Source organism: Alcaligenes pakistanensis (assembly GCF_014652815.1).
GTDB classification, from domain to species: domain Bacteria; phylum Pseudomonadota; class Gammaproteobacteria; order Burkholderiales; family Burkholderiaceae_B; genus Alcaligenes; species Alcaligenes pakistanensis.
In genome coordinates this window covers 365304-378460 of sequence record NZ_BMZN01000005.1, presented here as the reverse complement: position 1 = coordinate 378460, position 13157 = coordinate 365304, and the positions used below count along the sequence as shown (strand labels likewise).

Annotated in this window: 13 protein-coding genes; 8 read left to right on the top strand and 5 right to left on the bottom strand. The window is 57.5% G+C overall.

Annotation, left to right across the window (positions count from 1 at the left end; genetic code table 11):
• Positions 1-4: 4 nt before the first annotated feature.
• From IE156_RS17115 to IE156_RS17095, 5 genes are all read left to right on the top strand, one after another.
• Positions 5-625, top strand: a complete 621-nt coding sequence (locus IE156_RS17115) for a TRAP transporter small permease subunit (protein WP_189393853.1) — start codon at positions 5-7, stop codon at positions 623-625.
• The gene (locus IE156_RS17110) at positions 622-1905 is read left to right on the top strand and encodes a TRAP transporter large permease (RefSeq protein WP_189393852.1); all 1284 of its coding nucleotides are present in this window, start codon (positions 622-624) and stop codon (positions 1903-1905) included. Before IE156_RS17115 ends, IE156_RS17110 begins: the two co-directional genes overlap by 4 nt.
• 33 nt (positions 1906-1938) lie before the next feature.
• Positions 1939-2622: a DUF2848 domain-containing protein gene (locus IE156_RS17105; RefSeq protein ID WP_189393851.1), complete on the top strand. Its 684-nt coding sequence runs from the start codon at positions 1939-1941 to the stop codon at positions 2620-2622.
• A 42-nt stretch (positions 2623-2664) separates the two neighbouring features.
• Complete coding sequence (locus IE156_RS17100; protein ID WP_189393850.1) at positions 2665-4020, top strand: amidase; 1356 nt, start codon at positions 2665-2667, stop codon at positions 4018-4020.
• Between the two features lie 69 nt (positions 4021-4089).
• Positions 4090-5028: a DMT family transporter gene (locus tag IE156_RS17095; protein WP_189393849.1), complete on the top strand. Its 939-nt coding sequence runs from the start codon at positions 4090-4092 to the stop codon at positions 5026-5028.
• Between the two features lie 16 nt (positions 5029-5044).
• On the opposite strand, the gene fmt is transcribed toward IE156_RS17095, so the two are convergent.
• Positions 5045-5986 (bottom strand): methionyl-tRNA formyltransferase, encoded by a 942-nt coding sequence (gene fmt / locus IE156_RS17090; RefSeq protein ID WP_189393848.1) that lies wholly within the window; start codon positions 5984-5986, stop codon positions 5045-5047.
• A 5-nt stretch (positions 5987-5991) separates the two neighbouring features.
• On the bottom strand, positions 5992-6510 hold the full coding sequence (gene def / locus IE156_RS17085; RefSeq protein ID WP_189393847.1) for a peptide deformylase: 519 nt from the start codon (positions 6508-6510) through the stop codon (positions 5992-5994).
• A gap of 167 nt (positions 6511-6677) precedes the next feature.
• Here def and dprA point away from each other — a divergent pair, with 167 nt between their 5' ends.
• The 3 genes from dprA (at position 6678) to IE156_RS17070 (ending at position 9331) form a co-directional block, all read left to right on the top strand.
• The gene (gene dprA, locus IE156_RS17080) at positions 6678-7835 is read left to right on the top strand and encodes a DNA-processing protein DprA (RefSeq protein ID WP_189393846.1); all 1158 of its coding nucleotides are present in this window, start codon (positions 6678-6680) and stop codon (positions 7833-7835) included.
• A 105-nt stretch (positions 7836-7940) separates the two neighbouring features.
• Positions 7941-8864, top strand: coding sequence for a hydroxymethylglutaryl-CoA lyase (locus IE156_RS17075; protein ID WP_189393845.1), 924 nt, complete (start codon positions 7941-7943; stop codon positions 8862-8864).
• Positions 8864-9331 carry a hypothetical protein gene (locus IE156_RS17070; RefSeq protein ID WP_189393844.1) on the top strand — a complete coding sequence of 156 codons (468 nt, stop codon included), beginning with the start codon at positions 8864-8866 and terminating at the stop codon, positions 9329-9331. Before IE156_RS17075 ends, IE156_RS17070 begins: the two co-directional genes overlap by 1 nt.
• Before the next feature lie 314 nt (positions 9332-9645).
• Here IE156_RS17070 and IE156_RS17065 read toward each other — a convergent pair whose 3' ends face one another.
• From IE156_RS17065 to IE156_RS17055, 3 genes are all read right to left on the bottom strand, one after another.
• Positions 9646-10662 (bottom strand): amino acid ABC transporter substrate-binding protein, encoded by a 1017-nt coding sequence (locus IE156_RS17065; RefSeq protein ID WP_189393843.1) that lies wholly within the window; start codon positions 10660-10662, stop codon positions 9646-9648.
• A 90-nt stretch (positions 10663-10752) separates the two neighbouring features.
• Positions 10753-12033: a phenylacetate--CoA ligase family protein gene (locus IE156_RS17060; protein ID WP_189393892.1), complete on the bottom strand. Its 1281-nt coding sequence runs from the start codon at positions 12031-12033 to the stop codon at positions 10753-10755.
• Positions 12034-12305: 272 nt separating this feature from the next.
• Positions 12306-13139, bottom strand: a complete 834-nt coding sequence (locus IE156_RS17055; RefSeq protein ID WP_189393842.1) for an ABC transporter ATP-binding protein — start codon at positions 13137-13139, stop codon at positions 12306-12308.
• Between the last annotated feature and the right edge of the window lie 18 nt (positions 13140-13157).

The following is a 13157-nucleotide window of genomic DNA, read 5'->3' as shown; positions in this document are numbered from 1 at the left end:
CACCATGGAAAATACCGAAAAATTCGCCATGCTGAACCGCTTGCTGTCCGGTGCCACGATCCTGTCGCGCATCGCCATCTGGTTCGCAGGCAGCCTGACATTGATCAGCGCCCTCTATATCACCGCGGACGTCCTGTTTCGCAAATTCAGTGGCAGCTCATTAGGCGGCTCGGATGAACTGTCCGGCTATGCCTTTGCCATCAGCATTTCATGGGCACTATCGTTTGCCACCCTGCAACGGGCCAATATCCGTATCGACGCCGTCTACCAGCACCTGCCCGTCCGTTTGGCAGCCTTGCTGGACTGGGTTGCCCTGGTGGCCCTGTCTGTTTTCATTGTCTACCTGACCTTGTACGCCACTGATGTGGCTGGCCTGTCCTGGGCTAATCAGTCCACCGCCAACACGGCTATGGGCACGCCCTTGTGGATTCCCCAGTTCTTGTGGGTAGGTGGTCTGGTCTGGCTGTGCGTTGTTCTGGCTTTGATGTTGCTGCGCTCCAGCCTTGCCCTGATTACGGGTGATCTGGTCGGCATTCAATCCCTGTGCGGTATCCGCAGCACCCAGGAAGAAGCCTCTGAAGAAGCCGAGACTGGCAAACGCTTGGTGCAAGGAGACGCCCAATGATTACGACCGCACTGACTCTCTTGCTCGTTCTGATCGGTTTGAGCGTTCCCGTGGGCGCTGCCCTGGGTGTTCTGGGCCTGATTCTGGACCCGCTGTACTCCATGCTGCCCCTGACGGGCGCATTGGGTGAAATTTCCTGGGGTACCAGCAACGAATTCCTGCTGGTCGCTATCCCCCTGTTCATCATGCTGGGCGAGATCCTGCTGCGCTCCGGTATGGCCGAACGCATGTACAACGCCATGAGCCTGTGGCTGTCGTGGCTGCCCGGTGGCCTGATGCACGCCAATATTGGTGCCAGTGCCCTGTTTGCCGCCACGTCTGGCTCCAGCGTGGCGACCGCGGCTACCGTGGGCACCGTTGCCCTGCCTCAGATCAAGAAACAAGGCTATAACGAGCCGCTGTTCCTGGGCAGTCTGGCCGCTGGCGGCACCTTGGGTATTTTGATTCCGCCATCGATCAATCTGGTGATCTACGGCGTGCTGACCAATACCTCAGTACCCAAGCTATATCTGGCCGGCATTATCCCCGGTCTGGGCATGGCTCTGCTGTTCATGCTGGCTATCGCTGCGGCGTGTATGGTCAAACCCAAATGGGGTGGCACCAAAATCCGTGCGTCATGGGGCCAACGTTTTGCCAGCCTGGTGCATCTGATTCCACCGCTGGGCATCTTCCTGCTAGTAGTCGGCTCAATTTACGCTGGGATTGCCACGCCAACCGAAGCCGCTGCATTAGGTGTGGTCGGTGCGCTGATCCTGGCCGCCTTCTCCGGTCGCATGAGCGTGAACATGATCAAAGAAGTGCTGGAAGGCACCATGAAAGCCACCGCCATGATCATGTTGATCGTGCTCGGCTCGGCCTTCCTGAACTTTGTGATGGCCGCAACTGGCCTGACCAATGCACTGACTGATGCCATTACTGGTCTGGGCGTGTCGCCCATGGTCATGCTGCTAATCATTGTGGTGTTCTATCTGGTGCTGGGCTGCTTCATGGAAACCTTGTCCATGATGATCACCACCATCCCGATTGTGGCTCCCATCATGATTGCCCTGGGCTTTGACCCTGTGTGGCTGGGTATTGCCATCATTATTCTGGTGGAAGTGGCGCTGATCACTCCGCCCGTTGGTCTGAACCTGTTTGTCGTTCAAAGCCTGCGCAAGAACGGCAGCATGAACGACGTCATGATTGGCAGTCTGCCTTTTGTGATCATGTTGCTGGCCATGGTAGGCCTGCTGGCTGTCTTCCCCGATCTGGCTTTGTGGCTGCCACGCCTGTTCGGTTAATTCCAATATGTCTTTGAGTGAATGAGTACTGCTATGCGTTTGACCTTTGAACTGGCCCAGGCCACCCACACTGAAATCATCGAAGCTGATTTGCAGCACTGCATCGTGGCCGGCTGGGCTGGCCGCGATCTGGCGGCTATCGAACATCACATTGAAGAACTGGCCGAACTGGGCGTCCCCCGCCCTAGCTCGGTCCCTTTGTACTACCGCATCGCCGCCAACCAAATGATCCAGGATGAAGCCATCCAGGTCGTGGGCGCAGGTTCGTCCGGCGAGACCGAAGTGTTTGTCCTGAACCACCAGGGTCGCCTGCTGGTCAGCCTGGCATCGGACCATACCGACCGCGTTCTGGAAGCACACAGCGTGGCCCTGTCCAAGCAGATCTGCGCCAAGCCAGTGGCCCGCGAAGCCTGGTTGTTCAGCGATGTAGCGGATTACTGGGACGAGCTGATCATCCGCGCCTACATTCAGGAAGACGGCAAGGAAGTCCTGTATCAGGACGGCCCCCTGTCCACCCTGAAGAACCCGCTGGAACTGATTGAAGGCTACTTCCAGTCCGCTACCATGCCTGAAGGTTTCGGCATGACTTGCGGCACGGTAGGCGCTATCGGCGGCATTCGTCCTGCCGCTCAGTTCACCATGGAGTTGTATGACCCACGCCGCAACCGCAGCATCCGTCATACCTACGTGGCAGAAGTCCTGCCTGAAGTAGCCTAAACTGGCACAGCCCGCCCCACCCATTTATTTTGTGAGTGACCCATGCTAGCGACTATTACCGAACTGCAACGTGCTCTTGATCGTGGTGAAACCACCTCTGTCGAACTGACTCAGCAAGCCCTGGAACGTATCCAGGACGAAAGCCGTGACGGCGCTGCCGCGTTCATCGAAGTATTTGCTGAACAAGCCCTGGCAGCGGCCAAGGCCTCCGACATTTTGCGTGCAGCCGGTTTGAGCCGCTCGCTGGTTGAAGGTCTGCCCATGTCGGTCAAGAACCTGCATGACATCGCAGGTTATGTCACTTTGGGTGGGTCGGCTGTGTTGAAAGATGCAGAACCGGCCGAGCAACACGCCACCATTGTGGAGCGTCTGCTGCGCGCCGGAGCCATCTTGATTGGCTCCACCAATATGACCGAATTTGCTTTCTCCGGTCTGGGCATCAACCCCCACTACGGCACGCCGCGCTCTGTCTGGGATCGCGACAACGCCCGTATCCCCGGTGGCTCGTCCTCTGGTGCTGGCGTCGCCGTGGCTCAAGGTATGTCCGTCTTTTCCATCGGTACCGATACCGGCGGCTCCATCCGTATCCCTTCGGCCTTTAACGGCCTGACTGGTTTCAAACCGACCGCCGAGCGTGTGCCCAGCGAAGGCACCATGCCTTTGTCGCGCAGCCTGGACTCTAACGGCCCTCTGGCCGCATCTGTCGAATGCTGCGCCATTGTCGACTCTATCCTGACCGACCAGCCTTACGTGCCCGTCGCCACTCCGGCCCTGGACACCCTGCGTCTGGCCGTGCCCAAGACCTTTGTCTTTGATGGTATCGATGCAACCGTGCGTGCTGCCTTTGACCGTGCCATCACGCTGCTGCGCGAACAAGGCGCTGTGGTTGAAGAAATCAGCCTGCCCGAGTTTGACCAGCTGCCGCAGATCAACCGCAAAGGTGGCTTTGTCTGCGCCGAAGCCTGGTCCGTGCACCGCGACACCCTGCAAAGCAAGGGCGACGAGTACGACCCCCGTGTCGCCTCCCGCATTCTGCGCGGCAAGGATATCGACTGCGCTGACTACATCGAGCTGCAAGATACCCGTCAGGCCTGGATCAGTGCGGTTGAAAGCCGTCTGGAACGCTACGACGCCGTGCTGATGCCTACCGTACCAGTCGTGGCTCCACGTATTGCAGACCTGAAAGCATCGGACGAGGTGTACTTTGCCACCAACGGCCTGGTACTGCGCAACCCGACCCTGATCAACTTCCTGGATGGCTGCGCCCTGTCGCTGCCTTGCCATGCCGCTGACGAGGCCCCTGTGGGCCTGATGGTGGCTGCTCCGGCCTACCACGACGAGCACCTGCTGGCTGTCGCTTCGGCTATCGAACGCGTATTACCCCTGCGTCAGCGCTAATCCGGTAAGATTAAGTTCGTCCTAGGACGGCCACCCGGCCGTCCTTGTGCTTTTCGTCAGGAGCCTGTCATGAGCACAGCCCAATCCTCCCCCTTGCCCCCGAGCAGTCTTTCACCGGTTGCCTTTCCTCTGGTGGGGGTGCTGATTCTCATCCTGTCGTCCTGGGCCCTGTCGGGACTGGATGCCAGCGGCAAGTGGATCATGGGCTTTGGCGTGCCCTTGCTGGTGATGTGCTGGTTTCGTTACGTCGTTCATCTGGGGTTGGTCTTGGCGCTGGTCCTGCCCGTCAAGGGCCGCAAGATACTGCGCAGCTCCCGCCCCAAGGCTCAAATTCTGCGTGGCACAGTCATGATGCTGTCCACCTTCTCGTTTTTCTCGGCCCTGCGTTATCTGCCTCAGGCAGAGGCAACTTCCATCAATTTCCTGGCGCCTTTGCTGGTGCTGTCAGTCGCCCCCTGGGTTCTGAAGGAGCCCCCCCGCATCAGCCGCTGGGTGGCTGCCGGAGTCGGGTTCCTGGGCGTGCTGATCATCATCCGCCCCACCGCGGGCCTGCACCCCATGGGTGTGATGTTCGGCCTGATGACCGCCTGTATGTTCGCTACGCAATTTATAGCGACACGCCGTGTGGCCGTGGACAATTCGCTAACAACATTGATCTGGAGCGGTGCTGTCGGCAGTATCTGCCTGACCATCGCCCTGCCCTTTCTGCTGCCCGCCGCCCTTCCTGCCCTGAAAGAGCTGACGTTTTTTCAATGGTTGATTCTGATTTCGACCGGCCTGTGGGGTTGCCTAGGGCACTTGCTGCAAATCCAGGCCTATCAACGGGCCTCGGCGTCCTTGCTGGCCCCCTTTGTCTACCTGCAGATCGTGGCAGCGGCCGCGCTAGGGTGGCTGATCTGGGGACAGTTCCCCGATGTCTTTACCTGGATCGGGATTGCCGTGGTGTGTACCAGTGGCATTGTGATTGGTGCCCTGGAATGGCGACGCCAGCGCAAAGCTGGCGTCTGAACCCATTTAGCAAAACTTAGCGAGACTGCCAGCCCTGCACAAAAACAGTAACGGGCTGGCGCTTGGAACCGGCTTTTTGCAGTTCCAGCAAACGCAGCGCCCCTTCACCGCAGGCGACATCAATCCCTTCAGCACTGACGTTTAGAACCTGCCCAGGTTTTGCTGAGTGCTGCTGTTCCAGAGCCTGCGCACGCCAGACCTTCACGGGCTGATCCAAGCCGGGCAAGGACAGGGTTGAGCCAGGTACAGGATCAAACGCACGAATACGGCGCTCCAACACCTGGGCGGACTGACTCAAATCCAACACAGATTCTGCCTTGGACAGCTTTTCGGCATAAGACACACCTTGCTCTGGCTGCGGAACCGCCTGCAACGTGCCATCACGCAAATGCTGCAAGGCTTCCAGCAAGGCCTGCGCACCCAACTCGGCCAAATCGTCATGCAGTGTTGCGGCACTGTGATCATCACGAATCGCCAATTCACTACGTACCAGCATATCGCCGGTATCCAAGCCTTCATCCATCTGCATGATGGTGATACCGGTCGCCGCATCGCCCGCCTGAATCGCACGCTGAATCGGTGCCGCACCGCGCCAACGAGGCAATAAGCTGGCGTGAATATTGAAGCAGCCATAGCGAGGTAGCTCCAGAGTCCACTTGGGCAAAATCAAACCGTAAGCCGCCACCACCATCAAATCCGGCTGCACATCCAGCAAGGTCTGGCGGGCTTGGGCCGCTTCTTCGGGGTATTTACCGTCCAGTCGCAAGCTATGTGGCTGCAGAACCGGAATATTGGCGTTCAGCGCCGCTTGCTTGACGGGGCTAGGGCTGAGTTTCATACCACGACCGGCTGGGCGGTCTGGCTGCGTCATGACCAAAGGAACATCAAAGCCCTGCGCTAACAGGGCTTCAAGGGCGATACGAGCAAAATCCGGGGTACCGGCAAAAACAATACGCATAGCTACTATTGCCCCACCTTCAGGGCTTCACGCTGCTGCTTGCGCAAACGGCTGCGGATACGCTCGCGTTTGAGCACAGATAAATACTCTACAAACACCTTGCCATCCAGGTGATCCAGCTCGTGCTGAACACACACGGCCAGCAGGCCATCAGCTTCTTGCTCGTACCATTCGCCTTTTTCGTTTTGTGCCTTGAAGCGAATATTGGCAGCGCGTTCAACCTTGTCATAGGTATCTGGGACGGACAGACAGCCTTCTTCGTAGACCTTCAGTTCGTCGCTTTTCCAGGTGATTTCCGGGTTGATCAGCACCAGCAGCTCGTTGCCACTCTCGGAGACATCAATCACCACGACGCGTTCGTGCACATCCACCTGAGTGGCGGCCAAGCCTACGCCGGGCGCGTCGTACATGGTCTCGGCCATATCCTTGACCAGTTTGCGAATACGGTCGTCGACCTCCTGCACAGGTTTGGCAACCGTGTGCAGACGTGGGTCAGGAAATTTAAGGATGGGAAGCAAAGCCATTGTCATGTCCGAAGAAAAAGCGATAAGTCGATATAATAAAACAAGTTTCAGGGCGGCACCTGATTGCCCCGGCACCACACGAAGCCCTAGCAAAAAAACGGCATTCACCCTGGATAAATCCGTCCAGGCCAAACAGAACAATTATGGGTTTCGTGCCACACTGCCTTATGCCTGATCATTTTAGCTCGGATGAAATCTCGGAAGAATTGCGCGCCTGGTTGCGCCTGTCGCTGGAGCCAGAACTGGCGCCCGCCCAAGCTCGACAATTACTGGCCGCTTGCGGATTACCGCCGCAAATCTATCAAAGCTCGGCTCACACCCTATCGCGCCATATCCCCAGCGAACTGGCCGTACAACTGAGCCAAGCACCTGTGGAAGAACTGCAGGCTCAAATTGACCAGGCGCTGGACTGGCTCAAGCAGCCCGACCATCATATTGTGACGCTGGCCGACCCCACGTACCCGGCTGCTCTGCTAGACCTGCATGATGCCCCCTTGTTGCTCTATGCCAATGGCAATTTGGGCGTTTTGCAACATAACGGACTGGCGATTGTGGGTGCACGCAATGCGACCCAGTCCGGCCAGGAGACGGCGACAGACTTTGCTGCCACGCTGGCCTCCAAGGGCTGGTGCATTATCAGCGGACTGGCCAGTGGCATTGATCAGGCGGCGCATAAGGGAGCCTTGAAGGCAGGGCCAGAGTCGGCAGGCACGATTGCAGTGATGGGAACAGGGCTGGATCTGGTCTACCCGGCAGCACACCGCGATCTGGCGCACCGCATCAGTGCCCACGGCCTGCTACTGAGCGAATTTCCCTTAGGCACCCGAGCCATGCCGCATCACTTTCCACGCCGTAACCGTATTGTGGCGGCGCTGGCAAAAGGGGTGCTGGTGGTCGAAGCAGCAAAACAAAGTGGCTCCCTGATTACGGCTCGCCTGGCGGGAGAGCTGGGGCGCGAGGTCTTTGCCATACCCGGCTCTATTCATTCCCCCTTGGCGCGCGGCTGCCATGCCCTGATACGCCAAGGTGCCAAGCTGGTGGAAAGTGCCCAGGACATTCTGGATGAGCTGGGCAATGTGCAAACCGCCTTCAGGCTGGATACCGCCGCCAGCCAGCCCGCATCGCAGCGTGTCCAGTACGATGCCTTACCCGACGAGCTTCGTCCTATTCTGGAGCGTATCGACTTTGCTCCCTTAAGCCCCGAGCAACTGATGCGGCGTACTGGCCTGCTGGCGACCGAACTGCCTGCATTCTTGGCCGAACTGGAGCTGGCAGGCTGCATAGAACCCTTGCCAGACGGACGATTCCAACGCTTGAAACCTTAAGGGTCATAGGGCAGTTCCTAGGACGCCAGCCCGGCCTTCAAGAGTTATCATGACGAATACGTAAGGGCCCTTAGGCCCAAGCCTTTTATCCCTTCAGGAAACCTCATGTCATACCCCTCGCGCGTCAAGATTGTGGAGGTCGGCCCTCGGGACGGTCTGCAAAACGAAAAAGAATTTATCCCTACCGATATCAAAGTCGAACTGGTCAACCGTTTGTCCAATGCGGGCTTTGTGAACGTGGAAGCCGCTTCCTTTGTCTCGCCCAAATGGGTACCACAAATGGCTGACGGCGCAGAAGTGATGGCGGCTATTGAGCGCCGTCCCGGTACGATCTACTCAGCTCTGACGCCCAATATGCGTGGCTTTGAAGCCGCCCTGGCCGCCAAGGCGGATGAAGTGGTTATTTTTGCTGCTGCCAGCCAGGCGTTTTCGCAGCGCAATATCAATTGCAGTATTGAAGAGTCCCTGGAGCGTTTTGAGCCGGTCGCCCTGGCGGCCAAAGAAGCGGGTCTGCGCCTGCGCGGCTCCATCAGCTGTGCCTTCGGTTGTCCTTACGAAGGTGCCGTGGCTCCTGCCAATGTGCTGAAAGTTGGCCAACGCCTGATCGAATTGGGCTGCGATGAAATCGACGTAGCCGACACCATCGGCGTCGGTACCGCCCGCCAAGTCTACGAAGTAATGCGCATGGTTACCGAGCAGATTGATCCGGTTCACGTGTCAGGCCATTTTCATGACACGTATGGACAGGCCATTGCCAATATCGTGGCTGCCATGCAGGCCGGTATTCATATTTTCCACAGTTCCGTAGCCGGTCTGGGCGGCTGCCCGTACGCCAAAGGTGCCACTGGCAACGTCGCTACGGAAGACGTACTGTTCCTGATGCAGGGTCTGGATATCGAAACCGGTATTGATCTGAATGCTGTCGTAGACGCAGGCCAGTGGATTTCAGCTCACCTGAACCGTAAATCCGCCAGTAACGCTGGAAATGCCTTGGCTGCCCGCAACAAACAAGGGGCCGCCGCGTGTTGATGAGCCAAGCTCCCTCGCAAGAGGAAATTGATGCCATGTTGAAGGACTTGGGCCAACTGCCCATCCAAGGCCGTTCCTGGCCCAAATGGGTGGCGGCCGGTGCCTGGATAGTGCTCGCCCTGATTGGTGTGCGTTTCGCTCTTGTCGCCAGCTCCCCGCAAGGTGCGGCCATCAGCCCTGTGCTGGCGGGCTGTCTGGTCCTATTGTTTACTGGTCTGATCCTGATTGCCTGGCATATGTGGCACGGCGTCACCACCATTGATCAGAACGGCATACGCCAGAACTGGATCATGAAGCGGGAAGTGCAATGGCAAGACATTCACTTTGCCAAATTCGTGCCGCTGTTCAACTCCAAGCGCCTGATCTGCTTTACCCGACGTGGACGCCCGGTGATCTTTCAAGGGGCCACGCAGGACCTGCAAGTGGCCTTTGCCAAGATCTCGCTGGTATTGCGTCGTAAAAACTAGATTTCACGACTTGCCCCAGACTGCGCGGATTGATTGGGGCAAGCAATCCTAAGTGTTTCCCTGTCACCAACCGCGCGCAGCGCTTTCACAGCCCGTATGTAGCAGTGTTCAAGCCATTTGAAATGCCTTGGATCGAACAAATCGCCGATTCAGACAACCCATACCGCCTCAAGGCAAGGCTCAAGGCTCAAGGCTCAAGGCTCAAGGCTCAAGGCTCAAGGCTCCTTAGCATCCGGGCGCTCGCAGCGATCAGTCAATAAAAAAGCAGCTCTTTTTGAGAGCTGCTTGTCTTTATCACGCTGACCTTTAATTGATCAACGAATCGGCAAACCGTAAATCAGGCCGCCATCAATCCACAAGGCATTCAAACCACGTTCGATTTGCAGTGGACTGCCTTTACCGACGTTGCGGTCAAACGACTCGCCGTAGTTACCGACTTGCTTGATGATGTTGTAGGCCCATTTCTCGTCCAGACCCAAGTTCTTGCCTGCACCTGGAGTCACGCCCAGCAAACGCTGGATGTTGGGGTTGTTGCTCTTGAGCTTCTCGTCCACGTTGGCAGTGGTCACATCCAGCTCTTCAGCGTTGAAGCTGGCCTGAATAGACCATTTCACAATATTCAGCCAGGCATCATCGCCTTGGCGTACGAATGGGCCCAGAGGTTCTTTGGAAATGATTTCAGGCAAGACCTGGTAGTCGTCCGGGTTCTCCATTTTGGAGATACGGATCGAAGCCAGGCCGGAGGCATCGGTAGAAAACACGTCACAGCGGCCCGCTACAAAAGCGTTAACCACTTCGTTGAACTGTTCGATCACCACAGGTTTGTACTCAACCTTGTTGGCACGCGCCCAGTCAGCCATGGTGTTTTCATTGGACGTGCCCGTTTGCATACAAACAGTGGCGCCGTTCAACTCCTTGGCGCTGGAAACACCCAATTTCTTGGACACCAGGAAGCCCTGGCCGTCGTAAAAGTTGATGCCCGCGTGGATAGCGCCCACAGCGGTATCGCGCTGCTGGGTCACGGTGGTGTTGCGGGCCAACAAATCAATTTCGCCCGACTGCAAGGCGGTGAAGCGCTGCTGCGAGTTCAAAGGCACTGCCTTGAACTTGCTGGCATCGCCCAGGGTCGCGGCCGCTACCGAGCGACACACATCAATATCCAGGCCCGTCCAGACACCCTTGTCATCAGGGGCAGAAAAACCGGCAAAACCGGTGGTCACGCCACACAGCACGTGACCACGCTGTTTAACATTATCCAGGGTGGCGGCCTGGGCAGCAGGCAAGCTGGCCATCAAGGCCAGGACTACAGCAGAAACGGGCACAAAGCGCATCGGGCTCTCCTCAAAAGGTATAGGTATTTACTATTTTCCAGCATAGTACCGCAGCCCGACTGTGACTTGTGTGCATATATAAATGGCGAATTAATCGTAGCTGCGTTGGTCCTCGATGACTTTACCATCCCGTGGCAAAGCGCCTGGCTCCGTAAACTCCACCTGGGCACGCAGCTTGGTGATCTCGCGGATGGAATCGGCCAAGGCTTGCTCCAGCCCTTCGGGTTTGGACGCCACTTCCACCTGAAACACCATCTGATCCTGACCACTGGCACCCCGTACCACCAGACGGGCCTGGCCCAGTTCTTTGTGACGCAGACGAATCTGCTCCACCTGCCCCGGATGCACAAACATGCCACGCACCTTGGTCGTCTGGTCAGCCCGCCCCATCCAGCCACGGATGCGCTGATTGGTACGGCCACAAGGAGACTGCCCCGGCATCACAGCAGACAAGTCACCCGTGCCAAAACGCACCAGCGGATAGTCTGGGTTAAAGGAGGTCACTACAACCTCGCCCACCTCGCCGGGCTCCACCGGCTGTCCTGTCCCAGGACGCACAATTTCCAGAATCAGGTTTTCATTCATCACCAGACCTTCTCGGGCCTGGGTTTCATAGGCAATCATGCCCAGGTCGGCGCTGCCATAGGCCTGATAGCCCGCCACACCGTGTTCGCTGAACCACTTTTGCAGGGAGGGCGGATACGCCTCTCCCGAAAACAAAGCCTTGCTCAGGCCCGGTAGCTCCACCTGCATGGACTGGGCTTTTTCCATAATGATTTTCAAAAAACTGGGGGTGCCGGTATAGCCATTGGGGCGCAGATCGGCCATAGCCTGCACTTGCTGCTCTGTCTGACCCACTCCACCCGGAAACACCGTGCAATCCAGTGCATGGGCGGCGGTTTCCATCATGGAGCCGGCCGGGGTGAAATGATAGGAGAAGCAGTTAAAAATCAACTCTTCGCGACGGAACCCGGCTGCGTACAAAGCGCGGGCAAAGCCCCAATAATCCGGGCGACGGCTTTCAGGTTCGTACATGGGACCGGGCGAGGCAAACACCTTACGGGCAGCCCCCCAACCGATAGAGGAAAAACCTCCAAACACCGATTGCGCATAGGCTGCTGAATGCGCATTGGAACGAGCTTGTTCACGCGCTTCCAGCTGCGCCTGCAACAGTTCACCCTTACGAAATACGGGTACGGCCAGCAGATCCTCGCGGCTGCGTATCCCCGCCAGATCCAGCGACTCCAGTTGCATGGCAATGGCAGGGGCCCCCTTGGCGGCCGCTTGCAACACCTGTGGCAAGCGGGTCATCAAATCGGCTTCGCGCTCTGCCGGCTCCAGGGTTTCGCGCTCGTCGTAGTATTCGCTCATCTCTCCTCCATTGGGATGAATTGCCATTCACACGCTCCCGCGCTCAGCTTTATCCAACGACCTGCCGGTAGACAGACTCGTGTCGATGCCAAGCTCTGCTGCCACACGCCGTGTGGCCAGAAGCAGCCCAAAACAAAAAAACGTCAAAAAAAGGGTAGTGGACAGCACCTTCATGCGTCCTCAATCCTGGCCAACCCCCATACTGAAAATCAGGTTCTATTCACTTGTCAGTACCAGTTTGGCCATACTCATATATTGAAAACCCTTGGGTTTTAAGCCAGCCAGCGCTTGCGTCGCCGATAAAATTTATTGTCGCGAAAGCTCTTGCGCTCGCCACCTGACACACCCAGGTAGAACTCCTTGACGTCCTCGTTCTCGGCCAAGGCTTTGGAGGGACCGTCCATCATGACCCGGCCGTTTTCCAGGATGTAGCCGTAGTCGGCATACTTCAGGGCCACGTTAGTGTTTTGTTCGGCCAGCAAGAAGCTGACTCGCTCGCGCTGGTTCAGGTCGCGCACGATCTCAAAAATTTCTTCCACCACTTGCGGCGCCAGACCCATGGAGGGTTCGTCCAACAAGATCATGCCCGGATTGGCCATCAAGGCACGCCCAATGGCACACATCTGCTGCTCCCCGCCCGAGGTATAGCCCGCCTGACTGGTACGACGCTGCTTCAGACGCGGGAAGTACTGATACACCTTGTCCAGCTCGGCGCTTAAGTCGCCACGCGACAGGGAGCGGGTATAGGCTCCCGTCAGCAGGTTTTCCTCGATACTCAAGTGCGCAAAACAGTGGCGCCCTTCCATAACCTGCACCACGCCGCGCTTGACCAGATCAGCCGGTGTCAGTTGGTCGATGCGTTCACCACGCAGTTGAATCTGGCCTTTAGTCACATCACCACGCTCGGCGCGCAGCAAGTTCGATACGGCCCGCAAGGTCGTGGTTTTACCGGCACCGTTGGCGCCCAGCAAGGCAACGATCCGCCCTTCTGGAACACGCAAGGACACGCCCTTAAGCACCAGAATGACGTGGTTGTAAATCACTTCGATGCCATTGACGTCCAGCAAAATGGGCGTCTCATCCACTTGGCCTACGGTCTCACTCATAATCTTCCCCACGCAATG

What these genes read in the sequence shown, in the direction of transcription:
- IE156_RS17115 (WP_189393853.1), top strand. Translation starts at nt 5, where the DNA reads ATGGAAAATACCGAAAAATTCGCCATGCTGAACCGCTTGCTGTCCGGT.
- IE156_RS17110 (WP_189393852.1), top strand. Translation starts at nt 622, where the DNA reads ATGATTACGACCGCACTGACTCTCTTGCTCGTTCTGATCGGTTTGAGC.
- IE156_RS17105 (WP_189393851.1), top strand. Translation starts at nt 1,939, where the DNA reads ATGCGTTTGACCTTTGAACTGGCCCAGGCCACCCACACTGAAATCATC.
- IE156_RS17100 (WP_189393850.1), top strand. Translation starts at nt 2,665, where the DNA reads ATGCTAGCGACTATTACCGAACTGCAACGTGCTCTTGATCGTGGTGAA.
- IE156_RS17095 (WP_189393849.1), top strand. Translation starts at nt 4,090, where the DNA reads ATGAGCACAGCCCAATCCTCCCCCTTGCCCCCGAGCAGTCTTTCACCG.
- fmt (WP_189393848.1), bottom strand. Translation starts at nt 5,986, where the DNA reads ATGCGTATTGTTTTTGCCGGTACCCCGGATTTTGCTCGTATCGCCCTT.
- def (WP_189393847.1), bottom strand. Translation starts at nt 6,510, where the DNA reads ATGGCTTTGCTTCCCATCCTTAAATTTCCTGACCCACGTCTGCACACG.
- dprA (WP_189393846.1), top strand. Translation starts at nt 6,678, where the DNA reads ATGCCTGATCATTTTAGCTCGGATGAAATCTCGGAAGAATTGCGCGCC.
- IE156_RS17075 (WP_189393845.1), top strand. Translation starts at nt 7,941, where the DNA reads ATGTCATACCCCTCGCGCGTCAAGATTGTGGAGGTCGGCCCTCGGGAC.
- IE156_RS17070 (WP_189393844.1), top strand. Translation starts at nt 8,864, where the DNA reads ATGAGCCAAGCTCCCTCGCAAGAGGAAATTGATGCCATGTTGAAGGAC.
- IE156_RS17065 (WP_189393843.1), bottom strand. Translation starts at nt 10,662, where the DNA reads ATGCGCTTTGTGCCCGTTTCTGCTGTAGTCCTGGCCTTGATGGCCAGC.
- IE156_RS17060 (WP_189393892.1), bottom strand. Translation starts at nt 12,033, where the DNA reads ATGAGCGAATACTACGACGAGCGCGAAACCCTGGAGCCGGCAGAGCGC.
- IE156_RS17055 (WP_189393842.1), bottom strand. Translation starts at nt 13,139, where the DNA reads ATGAGTGAGACCGTAGGCCAAGTGGATGAGACGCCCATTTTGCTGGAC.